The 12,642-nt window shown below is 63.5% G+C and carries 14 protein-coding genes; 8 read left to right on the plus strand and 6 right to left on the minus strand.

The window, feature by feature from the left end:
- Positions 1-1,540 (minus strand): hypothetical protein (locus BG842_RS11500; protein WP_069450834.1); only part of this gene is annotated, 1,540 nt, incomplete at its 3' end.
- A gap of 173 nt (positions 1,541-1,713) precedes the next feature.
- Between BG842_RS11500 and BG842_RS11505 the strand changes: the two genes are divergently transcribed.
- Positions 1,714-2,268: an NUDIX hydrolase gene (locus BG842_RS11505; RefSeq protein WP_069450835.1), complete on the plus strand. Its 555-nt coding sequence runs from the start codon at positions 1,714-1,716 to the stop codon at positions 2,266-2,268.
- 52 nt (positions 2,269-2,320) lie between these two features.
- Complete coding sequence (locus BG842_RS11510) at positions 2,321-2,842, plus strand: DUF5817 domain-containing protein (RefSeq protein WP_069450836.1); 522 nt, start codon at positions 2,321-2,323, stop codon at positions 2,840-2,842.
- 46 nt (positions 2,843-2,888) lie between these two features.
- Here BG842_RS11510 and BG842_RS29795 read toward each other — a convergent pair whose 3' ends face one another.
- Complete coding sequence (locus BG842_RS29795; protein ID WP_175424133.1) at positions 2,889-3,029, minus strand: hypothetical protein; 141 nt, start codon at positions 3,027-3,029, stop codon at positions 2,889-2,891.
- Positions 3,030-3,171: 142 nt separating this feature from the next.
- Positions 3,172-4,383, minus strand: a complete 1,212-nt coding sequence (gene hmgA, locus BG842_RS11515; RefSeq protein ID WP_069450837.1) for a hydroxymethylglutaryl-CoA reductase (NADPH) — start codon at positions 4,381-4,383, stop codon at positions 3,172-3,174.
- Between the two features lie 133 nt (positions 4,384-4,516).
- On the opposite strand from hmgA, the gene BG842_RS11520 reads away from it, so the two are divergent.
- From BG842_RS11520 to BG842_RS11540, 5 genes are all read left to right on the plus strand, one after another.
- Positions 4,517-5,023: a GNAT family N-acetyltransferase gene (locus BG842_RS11520; protein WP_069450838.1), complete on the plus strand. Its 507-nt coding sequence runs from the start codon at positions 4,517-4,519 to the stop codon at positions 5,021-5,023.
- Between the two features lie 78 nt (positions 5,024-5,101).
- Positions 5,102-5,647: a J domain-containing protein gene (locus BG842_RS11525; protein ID WP_254663102.1), complete on the plus strand. Its 546-nt coding sequence runs from the start codon at positions 5,102-5,104 to the stop codon at positions 5,645-5,647.
- Between the two features lie 164 nt (positions 5,648-5,811).
- Positions 5,812-7,215: a BGTF surface domain-containing protein gene (locus BG842_RS11530; protein ID WP_069450840.1), complete on the plus strand. Its 1,404-nt coding sequence runs from the start codon at positions 5,812-5,814 to the stop codon at positions 7,213-7,215.
- A gap of 67 nt (positions 7,216-7,282) precedes the next feature.
- Entirely contained in the window at positions 7,283-8,281 is a 999-nt protein-coding gene (locus tag BG842_RS11535) for a restriction endonuclease (protein WP_069450841.1), read from the plus strand.
- A gap of 90 nt (positions 8,282-8,371) precedes the next feature.
- Positions 8,372-10,018 carry a GTPBP1 family GTP-binding protein gene (locus BG842_RS11540; RefSeq protein ID WP_069450842.1) on the plus strand — a complete coding sequence of 549 codons (1,647 nt, stop codon included), beginning with the start codon at positions 8,372-8,374 and terminating at the stop codon, positions 10,016-10,018.
- Positions 10,019-10,042: 24 nt separating this feature from the next.
- On the opposite strand, the gene BG842_RS11545 is transcribed toward BG842_RS11540, so the two are convergent.
- From BG842_RS11545 to BG842_RS11550, 3 genes are all read right to left on the minus strand, one after another.
- Positions 10,043-10,381, minus strand: coding sequence for an HAD-IA family hydrolase (locus BG842_RS11545; RefSeq protein WP_342764804.1), 339 nt, complete (start codon positions 10,379-10,381; stop codon positions 10,043-10,045).
- Positions 10,306-10,719, minus strand: a complete 414-nt coding sequence (locus tag BG842_RS31555) for a hypothetical protein (RefSeq protein WP_254663103.1) — start codon at positions 10,717-10,719, stop codon at positions 10,306-10,308. The genes BG842_RS11545 and BG842_RS31555 overlap by 76 nt, the downstream gene beginning before the upstream one ends.
- Positions 10,720-10,789: 70 nt before the next feature.
- Entirely contained in the window at positions 10,790-11,572 is a 783-nt protein-coding gene (locus BG842_RS11550; protein ID WP_069450843.1) for a TrkA family potassium uptake protein, read from the minus strand.
- Between the two features lie 310 nt (positions 11,573-11,882).
- Here BG842_RS11550 and BG842_RS11555 point away from each other — a divergent pair, with 310 nt between their 5' ends.
- Entirely contained in the window at positions 11,883-12,545 is a 663-nt protein-coding gene (locus tag BG842_RS11555; RefSeq protein WP_254662880.1) for a DUF4037 domain-containing protein, read from the plus strand.
- The last annotated feature ends 97 nt before the right edge of the window (positions 12,546-12,642 follow it).

Here is a 12,642-nt window from a genome sequence, read left to right on the forward strand (position 1 = left end):
CACCGTCGGTCGTCTCTCCCCGTTGCGCTGTCGTCGGTTCGGACGTCTGCCCGCTGGTCTCCGGTTCCCGCGTCGTTCTCCCCTGTGTTTCGGTCTCGATCGTCTGACCCGTCGTATCGGTCGTCTCGGTCGTTTCCGTCGTCGGACGAATTTTCCGGTCGCACGCTTCCGTGTTCGGGTTGCGCTTCGATATCGTCGGCTCGGCGCTCCCCGACTCGTAGGCGGCGATGGTGACGATGACGAACCCGGATTCCCCGATGTCGCCGACGTTCGACCTGTCGATTTGCGTCCGGCCGCTCACCGGACCGATTTCGTTGTACGAGGTGGCGAACCCGCCCGGCCCGTACCACGACGTATCGATAGTCACCCGTTCGAAGTCGCCCGTCACCACCGCCCGTTCGCAACCGAGGAATTCGATGCGCTTCGACGATTTTCCGTTCTTGTCGTCCATTTCGTTACCTCCCGTCTCGTCGCCGCCGGTCCCGTTGTTTTCCCCGCCGAGTTCGTCCGGGTTCACTCGCCGCCCGTTGAGGTAGACGGTCGCGTCGCCGTCGATTTCGAACGCGGTGATGTCGCCGGAGAATCGGTAGGCGTCGCCACCCCCCGCGACCGCTCCACGGGCACGGTTCCCGGACAGTTCGTCCTCCGCATCGACGGTGACGTAGCGGTCGGCGATGGGCGCGCCGTCGCTCCGCCCGCTCTTCCGTAGCCGACCGCTCACGGAGAACTGGTAGCGAACGACGTTACCCGGAGCCCCGCCGAAGATGACGAGGTGATTCGGCAGTTTCCCGTTCGGTGCTCCCGTCTCCCGACACCACGGTCCCGCGTACGGATTGTCCGCGGTGAACGTCGCCGGTTGCCCCGGCGTCTCCAGTTTCCGGGTGTCGAGGCTCACCGAGTCGATGGCGAACGGATAGGAGTCGTGTGCCGCCGCCGGATGCAGGACGGTGGTTCCGCTGATTGGACCCGGGAACAACCAGTTCGTGCCGAGTCCCGCCTCGTCCCAGAAGCTGGTGTGCATCCGAACCCCCCGGAACGTCCCGGTCACCCGCGCGGTGTTGCAGTCCAAAAACTCGACGGGCGTCTTGGCGGCGGGTGCATCGCCGAGTTCGTCCGGCCGAACCCGCCGACCGTCGAGATAAACCGCGACATCGTTCCGCCGGGCGGCCGAGAGGGAGACTCGAAATCGGGTGATGCGCCCGGTGAAGCGATACGCGTCGCCGCCGCCCGCGACGGCACCGCTGGCGTGCTGTCCCCGATTCGAGATGCCGTCCTCCCGGTCGACGGTGACGTACCGGTCGGCGATGGGTGCACCGCCGCTCTGCCCGCTCTTTTGTAGCCGACCGCTCACCGTGAGTCCGTATTCGATAACGTCGTTCGGACTCCCCCCGAAAATGACGATCTGGCTGACAGTCCCGTTTTGGTTCCCGTCCATTCCCTCCGCTTCGGCCGAGGATGTCGTCCGAACCGTTCCCGCCGTCCCGACCACTCCGGCCGTCGCCGCAAGTACCCCACGTCTGCTGACCCGCTCGAAATTCATGAATCCCCGAAAGGATTCGACGCCGAATCGAATAAAACACGACAACCGTTCTCTGCGGGATACGATGGCAACGACGGCTTAACGAGCGGCCATCATGACACCACAGGACACTTTGCAATACGTTGATGTTAGAAAACCGAAGTGCCTTTGCCGTCGCTCGAAACAACTCCGGTATGGCTCCCCAGAACGACTCTCTCGCGTGGGAGACGCTCGAATCAGGCGTCGCTTACTCGTGTCCGGGATTCGATGTCCGTAACGAAGACGTTCGACTGCCGGACGGCACCGAAACCGACTTCGACTACATCACGGAACCGGAGAGCGTGGTCGTCCTCCCCTTCACCGAAGACGGCGATGTCGTCATCATCGAGGAGTGGAGACAGGCGGTGTCGCGGGTTTCGCGGGGACTGCCGGTCGGCGGCGTCGAACCGGACGACGGCGACCTCGCGGCCGCGGCCCGGCGCGAACTCGTCGAGGAGACCGGCTACGAGGCGGCGCGGGTCAGCCACCTCACGACGGTCGAACCGGCGAACGGGTTCGCGGACAGCGTGCATCACTACTTCGTCGCGTACGACTGCGTGCCGACGGGCGAGCAGGAGTTGGACCACAACGAGACCATCCGACCGACGACGACGACCTTCGACGGCCTCCGCGAGGAAATCGCCGACGACGGCGTGTACGACGGTCGGACCGTGCTCGGCGTGCTCTACTACGAATTGCTCGGCGAATAGGGGCGCTGACACGAGCGGAGGGTTGAACAGGGAGGGCGCGGAACGAAACGGTATGTACAGCGTCGTGGGGTGTAACGGCTGTAGCAACCTGTGGATCGTCGACGGACGGCCCGAAACGACGCGGTGTCCGCGCTGCGGGAAACGCCGAACGTTCAAGAAGCTAAAGAAGTTCGTCGAGACGGACGACGAGGACCACGCCCGCGAGATGCGTGCGTCCATGCTCGCCAACCGACAGGGCCACGGCGAGGCGTTCGCCGAACTCGACTCGTTCGCGGAGATGGATTCGCAAGCCGATTCGTCTGGAATGGACGACGAAGAGTTCCTCGACCGCTCCGGGGTCGATACCGAGGCGGTCAGCGCGGCCGCGAACCGCGATTCGAACCAGAGCGTCAGCAAAAGCAAAAAACAGGTGGTTCTGGACGCGCTCGCAACCCTCGACAGGCCGACCGAAGCGGAAGTGGTCGGATACGCGGACGAGCGCGGGGTTTCGAGCGACTACGTGGAGCGGGCACTCGACAAACTCGCTCGGCGCGGCGAGGTCAGCGAGAGTCGAGGACGCTATCGTCGCGTTTGAACCCACGGCCGATTTGGGGTCCGAAAGTCGGGGGGACGGTCCCGACTCAGGGGAGCGCACCGTTCAGCGTCTTCCAGACGGCGACGAGCAACGTGACGACGGTGAGCAACAGCTTCAGAAACTGGAGGACGTAATACGCTTGGGATTCCGTTATCGGTGCGTCCCCGTCGGAGGATGATGTTGCCATCGGGAGTCACCATTGGGTGGCACGCCGCGGGGGGCGTCCCCGCGAGTGCCAACAAATAGTCGTCGTCCAGCATAATAAATTTCCTACAAAAAAAGTTTGGTCTTATGGAAAAACGACACACCGATTTATAGCCGAGGACGGTTTACCTCCCCAGTTCCTCGTGCGCGCTGGAGAGGTGCCGGGACGCGAGGGCGGCGAGGAGGGAGAGTTCGCCCGCCAGCGCGCCGACCGTGATTATCTCCGCGAGCGCGTCGGCGTTGCTCCCGGCGGGGTCGCCGCCGCCGCGGAGTCCCAGCACGTCGAGCGCTTCCGCTTGCGTGGGAAGTTTCGTGCCGCCGCCGACGGTGCCGACTTCGAGGCTGGCGATACTGACGCTGGCGTACAGTTCGTCTTCGCGCGCTTCGACGGTCGTGATTGCGTTGCTTCCCTCGACCACTTGCGCGGCGTCCTGTCCGGTCGCGAGGAAGGACGCCGCGACGACGTTCGCGGCGTGGGCGTTGAACCCGAGTGCCCCGGCCTTCGCGCTGCCGACGAGGTTCTTTCGCGTGTTCGCCTCCTCGATGGCTTCCGGCGTCGTGTGGAGACGTTCCTCGACCGTTTCACGCGGGACGTGGACGTCCGCCGTGACGCTCCGTCCGCGGCCCTCGATGGCGTTGATGGCGGCCGGTTTCTTGTCGGAACAGAGGTTCCCCGACAGCGCGACGAGACTCGCGGGCGTCTCCTCCTCCACGAGCGAGGCCGCTTCGCGGGTGGCGATGGTCGCCATGTTCATCCCCATCGCGTCCTTGGTGTCGTAGACGAACCGGAGGAACACGGAGTCGCCGACGACGTAGGTCGTCACGTCCAGCAGTTCCCCGTGGTTGGTCGTGGATTCGGCGGTCTCGGCGAGTGCGTCACGGTTGTCTCGAACCCAGTTCACGACCTCCTCGGCCTCCGTGATTCCCTGCACGCGGAAGACGGGTGCGCGGGTCATCCCCTGCTTCGTCACCCGTGCGTCCGCCCCACCCGCGGAATCGATGACGGAACAGCCACGGTTGACGCTGGCGAGGAGCGCCCCCTCCGTCGTGGCGAGCGGGAGGTAGTACTCGCCGTCGGCCGACCCGCCGCTGACGGCGACCGGCCCGGCCACGCCGAGCGGAACCTGAATGGTCCCGACCATGTTTTCGATGGCAGTCTCGGCGTCCTCGGCCGGGAAGGCGTACTGCCCGACGGTATCGAGCGTCGCATCCGTTTCCGATTCGAGGAGTTTCCGGCGCGCCGCCGCCGCCGTGTCGTGGTCCGCGTGGTCTTCGAGTTCGTATAGGCGCAGGTCGCCCGCCAGTACCTGCTCTGCGAGGTCGTCTGCATCGGTCATGATTCGCCGGTTGTCGTCCCAACCCCTAACAGTTGCCCATTCGGTCGGGGCGGCCGTCGCCAGTCACCTGACTCCCGAGCGTCCCCGAAAACTGGCCAGCAACCATTTTATTCGTCGTGGATGTTCTGTCCATATGGAAATCAGACCGGCGACGGTAGACGACGTGGACGACATCCGTCGTATCGTTCGTTCGGCGTGGGACCACACCTACGGCTTCCTCTCCGAACGGGAACAGGAGGTCGCGTTCGAGGAGTGGTACGGTTCCGACAGACTCGAAACGCAACTCAACGACGACGATGCGATATTCCTCGTTTCCGCCGCGGATAGTGAACCGGTCGGGTTCGCGTACGCCACCACCGACATCGACCCCGAACGCGTCGGAGAGAGTGAGATACGGAGCATCTACGTCGACCCCGACGAGTGGCGGACGGGCGTGGGAAGCGACCTCCTCACCGCGATAGAGGACGGCGTGAGCGACCGCGGTTTCACGCAGTTGTCGGCCCCCATCTTCACCGAGAACGAACGCGGACGCGCGTTCTTCGAGGCCAACGGGTTCGAACGAATCGAGGAGCGCGTCGTCGACCTGTTCACCGGCGGCACGTACGATGCAATCGTCTACTACCACCAGTTCTCGAAGTGACGAAAGCGAGTCGCTTCGGGTTCCCCGGCGAACTCGTAGCGGCGAGAGGCTTAACACCCATCCACCCGTAGCGAAACCGTGCACAGGTCGCGTCTCTTGCTCGGCATTGCCGCCATCTTCGCCGGGATTACCGTTTCGATGGTTTCGTTGGGATTCGCGTACAACCTGGTTCTCGTCATCTTCGCCGTCCCGTTCGCCATCACGACCGGCATCCTCTGGTATCACGCTACGGGGCGACTCGCCAAGAAGGTCGAGCGGGAGGCGTACCGAGAATCGAGCCGCGGCTTCGGACCGTCTCCGGGTGCGGCACGCGAGCAGGCGCGACGGCAAGCGCGCGAGCGAGGGCGCTGGCAAGCCGCGGGACGACAGGAAGCGACCGGACAGGGCCGCGGACGAACCGGCGGTCGAGCGGCAGGCGGGCGCACTACCGTCAATGGGTCGTCCGGTCCGAGTCCGACGGAAGCCTACCGAATCCTCGGCGTCGATGCGGACGCCGACGAGGATGCGGTCCGGCAGGCGTACCGCGAGAAGGTAAAGCGCGTCCATCCCGACCGGGCGGACGGGAACGAGGAGGCGTTCAAGCGTGTCAACCGGGCGTACGAGCGGGTTCGGAACGACCGCTGATTATCAGCCGCGGTACTGACGGACGAATTTATTACGGATGGTTCATAACACATCTCGTACTAAACCATGCAGACACTAACGCCACCGGCCATCAGGCCCCAGATGTGCCGGAATCTCGAACCTCACACCGAGGCCCCCATATTATATCGTGAGGTTGTCAGATAATGCGCGTCTCCAGAGCCGTTTCGCTGCTGGCCGTCACGGTCCTCCTCTGTTCGCTCGCCGTCGGTCCCATTTTGTCCGTCGGTGCGAGTAGCCAGAGCGCCAACTTCTCGTCGGATACGCCCTCGGACAATCGGGGAGATGTGATTCCGATAACCGTTCACGCCTCCAAATCGGCGACCGTCAACATATGGTCGCCGGGACACGGATTTTGGGTCCAAGTCAACGTGACCGGGGGGACCACGACGCTCGACCTCAACACCTACCGGGCCGACGACCCGAACGAAGTCGTCTCGCTCGAAAAGGGTGGTATCAAGGGGTCACCGAGGGTCGCTCCGGCGGCGGGTCCGCTGCAACCCGGCGTCTACAACATGAACGTCACGGTGAACGGCGTCACGCAGGATATCAGTTCGTTCACGGTGGAAAAGCGTTCGACCGGGGACATGCGCACGTTCGTCCTTCCGGCGGCGACCGACGTCTCGACGTTCGAAACCCCGAAAGAACTGTCCAAAGCGGCGTCACCGGCGGAAAACGGGACGGTCGCGGAGGGCGACAAACTCGTGCTCGCGCTCAACGCGTCCGGCCTGTCTGGATTCCTGAAAAAGCCGATGCTCGACGGAAGCGGTGAGAACGTCAGCATCCGTTTCCGTGAAACGAACGCCGAGCGGAACACCGTTCCGAACGAGTTCGACGGCGATACGGCGACGCGGCTGGTGATGGACGACGAAAACGACGTGCTCTATTTGGTCGTCGACACCGACGACCACGGAATCGAGGCGGGGGACAGGTACGAAGCGACGTTCGAAATCGGCGAGGAAAACGCGTTAGTTTCCAAACCGGAGCGAGCGACCACGAACGTCTCCGTCGAGAAACGCCGCGTCTCGCTCGATTACTCCGGTGACGTGCTTATCGTCGGGAAACATCCCACGATTGCTGGAACGACCAATCTCGCGCCGGGAACGACGGTCAACGTGACCGCGTACAAGGAGGGGTCCGAGTCGTTCTTCCGGCCGAAGACGCCGACGGTGACACAAGACCGGACGTTCGGTGCGACCTTCGATTTCGGCGGCGTCGAGCCGGGTACGTCGTTCCACGTCGAACTCCGCGACCAAGACACGACCGTTCCCGTCGTCGTCGCGTCGGCCCAGCCGACGACGACAACGACAACCACGACGACCACGACGACCACGACGACGACCACCACTAACACGACCACAACGACCACAACGACCACAACGACGGCGACGAACGCGACGACGACCACGACGATGTCGCTTTCCGTCGTGACCGAGCAGACCATCACCGCACAGTCGGTGTCCGAGGGCGGGCTGCCGGGATTCGGCGTTCCCGTCGCGCTCGTCGCGCTCGTGGCGACGGCCGTCCTCGTCCTCCGACGGGGCCGATAGACGTGTCCGATAATATTTATACGATGACTGAGCATACCTGCATTAACCGGGAGCCCCGCTTCAGACCATGATACGACACATACCCAAGTCCGAATTTCCGGAGTTCGTCGCCGCACTCTGGGGGAAACAGGGTTGGCAAACGACGGTGACGGAGAAATCCGGAAAGTCGTTCGTCGCCCTCCAACGCGACGGCGCGGAAGGGCTCATCTGGACCAAGCCGGGAACGGGGGACGCCGTTAGCGGACAGGAACTCCAGCAGTTCGTGGGAATCTGCAAGAAGTTCGGCGTCAACGAAGGTGCCGTGGTGACGCCGGGCACGTTCAGCGAGGACGCCGAGAAGCTCGGCTCACAGGCTGGCGTACAGTTGGTGGACGGCGAGAAACTCCGGACCATCGTCGAGGCGCGCGAACTCCACGACCTCGTGGAACGGTTCGCCGACGGTGGGGGCGACGAATCGGACTCCGACGAAGACGGCTTTTCCCTCCCGATTTCGATTCCGGAATCCGTTCCGCTTCCCGACGAGGTTCCGCGGAAAGCGGGGGCCGTCGTCTTCGTCGCCATCCTCGCCATCGTGGCCGCGACGGTTGTCGCACCGATGATCCTCGGCACCGGCGGTACGGTGCAGACTGACGGCGGGTGGAACGTCACCGCGAACTCTACCGCCCCGAGCAACGCGACGGGGGCGCTCGAAGTGCGATGGAACGCAAAACGCGTCTCGAAGCTAAACCCGAAAAGCGGCGATGATGGCGTGTACAAGCTGACGGATGGAAAGAAGTTCCTCCTCGTTTCGATGAACGTCACGAACGCCGGGAGCGATTCGCTGGGCCTCCGGCCACAGGCGTTCGCGCTTCGCTCGAACGGCACGCTACACGGCTATCAGCCGCTGAAAAACACGACCGGCTTTCAGCCGAGCGTCCTCGACGGCGGCGAATCGACGTCTGTGTGGTTCGTCTTTTCCATCGACGCCGACGCGCCGAACGCAACCATCGTTACGACGGGGCGGCTCCGACGTGACCACGTTCGAACCCAGTTCAGCCACGACGAGACGCTGACCGTCGAGACATAAATATAACTCCCGAGCGCATCGTATCGATTCGGTGCGAACCGGCCTGTAACGCGGGTAACCCTTTTGGCCTATCGTCCCTAATTCGCGTCCATGAGCGCCGACCGCGCCGCCTTACAGCGCGCTCTCGACCGGGGAGAGCAGGAGGGCGGCAGCGTGGAGTTCAAGGAACGACTCACGAGGGAAATCCACCTCGCCCACGGGCGGATGGAAAGTCTGGCCGCGCAACTACGACACCGCGTCCTTTCGGGCGACGGCGTGGCGACGTACGTCGTCGGAGTGACCGACGACGGCGGCTTGGCGGGTATCGACCCGGACGCCTTTTCCGAATCGATGGACGTGCTGTCGCTGCTCGCCGAGGAAGCGGGTGCGCACATCGAGGACGTACAGACGTGGGGTATCGACGAAAGCGAGACCAGCATTCGCGCTTCGACGCGGAACGGGAGCGGCGGGCTGGTCGGTGTCGCAACCATTCGGGAAGGGGCCGTCCTCGACATCGACAGCGAGCACATCGTCGTCGGGACGGCGGGCCACGTGGACCACGGCAAGAGCACGCTGGTCGGTAGTCTCGTCACCGGGCAAGCGGACGACGGCGAAGGCGGAACGCGCGGCTATCTCGACGTCCAACCGCACGAAGTCCAGCGCGGTCTCAGCGCCGACCTCTCCTACGCTGTGTACGGCTTCGACGACGATGACGGACCGGTTCGCATGGACAATCCGCATCGAAAGTCCGACCGTGCGCGGGTGGTCGAGGAGAGCGACCGTCTCGTCTCCTTCGTGGACACCGTGGGACACGAACCGTGGCTTCGAACCACGATTCGCGGCCTCGTCGGGCAGAAACTCGACTACGGCCTGTTGACAGTCGCGGCCGACGACGGCCCGACGAAGACGACGCGCGAACACCTCGGAATCCTGTTGGCGACCGAACTCCCGACCATCGTCGCCATCACGAAGACCGATGCGGTGAGCGAGGAGCGGGCCACGGAGGTCGAACGCGAAGTCGAACAGCTCCTCCGTGAGGTCGGCAAGGTACCGCTTCGCGTCGAACGCCACGGCGTCGACGTGGCAATCGAGGAAGTGGACGAGAACGTCGTCCCGATTCTGCTGACCAGCGCGGTCACGATGGACGGCCTCGACACGCTCGATACGATGTTCGAGCGGTTGCCGAAGACGACGGCCGACAGCGGCGAGTTCACGATGTACATCGACCGGAGCTACAGCGTGACCGGCGTCGGCGCGGTCGCCAGCGGCACCATCAATTCCGGGTCGGTCGAGGCTGGCGACGAACTGCTCCTCGGCCCCATGTCGGACGGGCAGTTCAGGACCGTCGAAGTCCGCTCCATCGAGATGCACTACCACCGCGTGGACGAGGCCAAGGCGGGCCGAATCGTCGGCATCGCGCTGAAGGGCGTCCGGGAACCCGAGATAGAACGCGGGATGGTCCTGCTCCCGGCGGATTCCGACCCGGAACCCGTCCGCGAGTTCGAAGCCGAGGTGATGGTGCTCAACCATCCCACCCGAATCGGGACGGGCTACGAACCCGTCGTCCACCTCGAAACCATCAGCGAAACCGCCGTCTTCGAACCCGAGGGCGGCCACCTCTTGCCCGGAGATAAAGGCACGACGCGAGTCAGATTCAAGTTCCGCCCCTATCTCCTCGAGGAAGGCCAGCGGTTCGTCTTCCGCGAAGGACAGAGCAAGGGCGTCGGCACCGTGACCGACGTGAATCCGGGAAAGTAGGCTGCTTCGAATTCCCGGCGAAATCTACGGTGTCCGCCACGGATGTTCCCCGAGCGGATGCAGCGTCTCGAACGCGAAATCCGGGGTCGGTTCCGGAGTCTCGTTCCGGTCGGCCGGAACCCACACCGTTCCGATTCCCGCCGATTTCGCGCCGGGAACGTCGGTCTCGAGCGAGTTACCGACGTGCAGGGTACGCTCGGATGTCGAGTCGAGTTCGGAGAGTGCGCGTTCGAACGGTTCGGGGTTCGGTTTCGCGGGCGTGTCGTGACCCGCAAACACGACCGTCTCTACGTACTGCCGGATACCAAGTGCGGCCATTTTCGTCCGTTGCATTTCGGGTGCCCCGTTCGTGACGATTCCCAGTGTGTACTCCCCAGTGAACGCTTCGAGCGTCTCCGAAGCCCCGGTAGGTACCGTACCCGAGAGTGGTCCCGAACGTCGGCGAACGCGGTTGCGACCGCCCGTCCCGTTTCCTCGTCGTACCCCTCGTCTCGCGCAATCGCCGCGAAGCAGTCGGCCCGCTGTTCGTTGACGCTCAGTCCCGCTTGGAGAAACTCGTCGTAACGGTCGTGATACTCGGGAATATCGAAAAACGGGTCGATGCCAACACTATCGAACGACGCCGCGAGTACGTCCTCCGAGCGCTGTTCGTACTCCAACAGCGTGTCGTCCAAATCGAAGAGCAACGTGTCGATGGTCACTTTCCACTCTACGTATCGAGCGGGTAAAAGCGAACGTCTCGCGTACGCTTTCGACCCCGTGTTAGCAGGGTTACGAAATCGGTTCCTCGTGTTCCCGGCGCGAGAGACCCATCGACACCTGCTCTCCGCTCACCACTTCGGGGATTATCACCTCGTCGGCACCGGCGTGCCGAGCGAGGGCTTCGTACGTCTCGTCTCCGGCGCGGACGATGAGGTTCACCCCCGGTTCGAGTTGGGTCGTGGCGATGATTATCTGGATGTTGACGTTGGAGTCGTCTATCGCGCCGACGACCGTCTCCGCTCGCTCGACGCCCGCCTCGGCGAGCACGGTTTCGCGCCGCGCATCGCCGTTGACCACCGAAAATCCGTCGTCGGTGGCCCGTTGACATCCCGTCTCCTTCGTTTCTATCACCACCACGTCGCGGTCCGCGTCGAGTCGGGCGGCGATGGTCTTTCCGAACGTTCCGTACCCACAGATGACGATGTGGTCTTCCAAGCGGTCGATTTCGCGTTGCATTTGCATGTGTCGTAGTTCCTCGTGTATCTGCCCGCCGAACGTCGCCGAAACGACCGTCTCGCCTATCCAGAGGCCGACGACGACGAGTCCCGAAAGGACGACGATGGCGTAGGATTTGACGAGGGTTTCCGGCCCCTCGTGCGTCTGAAAGTGAAGTTCGATGCTCGTGGGGTCCAACAACCAGAACAGCGCGTCCACGACGCCGACGCCGTGAACCATACTGAACCCCGCCACGCCCGCCACGACGAGAAACGCGAACGCCGCGACCGGTCGCAACAGTCGGCGCAACAGCGTTCTGTGAACGAACGCGCCGAGCGGAATGGACGTGGCCTTCATGACGCGTCGCCGGTGCTCTCGGGCGGACGCCCGACGGAATCCCGGATTCGCCGGGCCGTCCTCCATCCGTGGCGGATTCGGCGGCGGGGACGGTCGTACCGAGCTGGCCCAATTGAATTCCAAATATAGCTACTCCTACCCGACTTCTCGTGACATTCGAACACTTACTCACGGTTTAGTTGGATGTATTGGATACATATAACGCTATTCGAAATAGTATTTGTATTCTATAACTGCGGTTAAACTGTATAATGTCGAACTCCTCGTTCGTCCCGTGATTTTATATACTAAATCGGGACCAATCCACGACATGACATACCTTCGTGACGCGGCGGCCGGACTCGCCGACGAAATCGTCGCGGCGGACGACGTTCTCGGTGTTCTGCTCCACGGTTCGGTCGCGCTCGGGCACGCGGACGACCACTCGGACGTCGAACTCCGCGTCGTCGCCACGCCGGACGCGGTTGCCGCCCGCGATAGCACCGGAGAAACGCGCCAACACGACGGCGTGTTCGTCGAACTCGACTGGACGACCCTCGACCGTATCGAAGCCGACCTCGCCGATTGGGACGACGACACCGCGCTGTACGTTCACGCGAACGCGGACGTGCTCGCCGACCCGACCGGTGTCGTGACCGACCTGCTCGGCCGATACGACGACTATCCGGCGACGGTGCGCGAGGAAAAGTGTTTCAGCTACTGGTATCACGCGACCGGCAACGCACCGTTGGATTCCGGATTGGCGTTCCGACGCGACGACCCACTGACGGCGGAACTGTCCCTCCGTCGGGCGGTCGAGGGGTACATGGCGCTCCCCTTCCTGCTCGACGGTCGATTCGTGCCCTACCGGAAGTGGCGACGCGCGGAACTCTCGACCCTCTCGTGGACGCCGACGGCGTTCGAATCTAGGCTCGAAACGGTCGTTCTGGGGACGACGCGGAGGAAAAGCAAGCGGTGGTCTCGAAGCTCATGACCGACTTCGAACGTCGGTTACTCGATTTCGACCTGTCGGAACGCCGCGTGCTGAAACCGTATCTGTTCGAACCGGAGTACGACCCCGTATGAGGACG

The organism is Haladaptatus sp. W1, assembly GCF_001723155.1.
In the GTDB taxonomy this organism is placed as follows: domain Archaea; phylum Halobacteriota; class Halobacteria; order Halobacteriales; family Haladaptataceae; genus Haladaptatus; species Haladaptatus paucihalophilus.

What these genes read in the sequence shown, in the direction of transcription:
- BG842_RS11530 (WP_069450840.1), top strand. Translation starts at nt 5,812, where the DNA reads ATGCGCGTCTCCAGAGCCGTTTCGCTGCTGGCCGTCACGGTCCTCCTC.
- BG842_RS11520 (WP_069450838.1), top strand. Translation starts at nt 4,517, where the DNA reads ATGGAAATCAGACCGGCGACGGTAGACGACGTGGACGACATCCGTCGT.
- BG842_RS29795 (WP_175424133.1), bottom strand. Translation starts at nt 3,029, where the DNA reads ATGGCAACATCATCCTCCGACGGGGACGCACCGATAACGGAATCCCAA.
- BG842_RS11540 (WP_069450842.1), top strand. Translation starts at nt 8,372, where the DNA reads ATGAGCGCCGACCGCGCCGCCTTACAGCGCGCTCTCGACCGGGGAGAG.
- BG842_RS11550 (WP_069450843.1), bottom strand. Translation starts at nt 11,572, where the DNA reads ATGAAGGCCACGTCCATTCCGCTCGGCGCGTTCGTTCACAGAACGCTG.
- BG842_RS11510 (WP_069450836.1), top strand. Translation starts at nt 2,321, where the DNA reads ATGTACAGCGTCGTGGGGTGTAACGGCTGTAGCAACCTGTGGATCGTC.
- BG842_RS11505 (WP_069450835.1), top strand. Translation starts at nt 1,714, where the DNA reads ATGGCTCCCCAGAACGACTCTCTCGCGTGGGAGACGCTCGAATCAGGC.
- BG842_RS11555 (WP_254662880.1), top strand. Translation starts at nt 11,883, where the DNA reads ATGACATACCTTCGTGACGCGGCGGCCGGACTCGCCGACGAAATCGTC.
- hmgA (WP_069450837.1), bottom strand. Translation starts at nt 4,383, where the DNA reads ATGACCGATGCAGACGACCTCGCAGAGCAGGTACTGGCGGGCGACCTG.
- BG842_RS11535 (WP_069450841.1), top strand. Translation starts at nt 7,283, where the DNA reads ATGATACGACACATACCCAAGTCCGAATTTCCGGAGTTCGTCGCCGCA.